General features: G+C 69.1%; 1 pseudogene. It reads right to left on the reverse strand.

The window, feature by feature from the left end:
- Positions 1-852, reverse strand: a pseudogene (locus tag ABD944_RS42125) (DNA-directed RNA polymerase subunit beta); the annotation flags it as partial.

Here is an 852-nt window from a genome sequence, read left to right on the forward strand (position 1 = left end):
ACTCCATGCCCGTCCCGACCAGCGGCGCCTCACTGCGCAGCAGCGGCACCGACTGCCGCTGCATGTTCGAGCCCATCAGCGCCCGGTTGGCGTCGTCGTGCTCCAGGAACGGGATCATCGCGGTCGCGACCGAGGTCATCTGGCGCGCCGAGACGTCCATGTACTGGACCTCGCGGGCGGGGACCAGCTCGACCTCGCCGCCCTTACGGCGGACGAGCACGCGGCTCTCGACGAAGGTGCCGTCGTCGTTCAGCAGGGAGTTGGCCTGCGCGATGACGTAGCGGTCCTCCTCGTCGGCCGTCAGGTAGTCGATCTCCTCGCCGACGACGCCGTCGGTGACGCGCCGGTACGGGGTCTCGACGAACCCGAACGGGTTGACGCGGCCGAACGCGGCGAGCGAGCCGATGAGGCCGATGTTCGGGCCTTCGGGCGTCTCGATCGGACACATCCGCCCGTAGTGCGACGGGTGGACGTCACGGACCTCCATGCCCGCGCGCTCACGCGACAGACCGCCGGGGCCCAGGGCGGAGAGCCTCCGCTTGTGGGTGAGGCCGGCCAGGGGGTTGGTCTGGTCCATGAACTGCGACAGCTGGCTGGTGCCGAAGAACTCCTTGATGGAGGCCACCACCGGCCGGATGTTGATCAACGTCTGCGGCGTGATCGCCTCGACGTCCTGCGTCGTCATCCGCTCCCGGACCACCCGCTCCATACGGGCCAGCCCCAGACGCACCTGGTTCTGGATCAGCTCCCCCACCGTGCGCAGCCGCCGGTTGCCGAAGTGGTCGATGTCATCGACCTCGATCGGCACCGCCACACTGCCCAGGGTCGCCTCCTCCTCACCCGCGTGAAGAC

Origin of the sequence: Actinomadura verrucosospora (assembly GCF_039540335.1) — a bacterium.
GTDB lineage: Bacteria > Actinomycetota > Actinomycetes > Streptosporangiales > Streptosporangiaceae > Spirillospora > Spirillospora verrucosospora.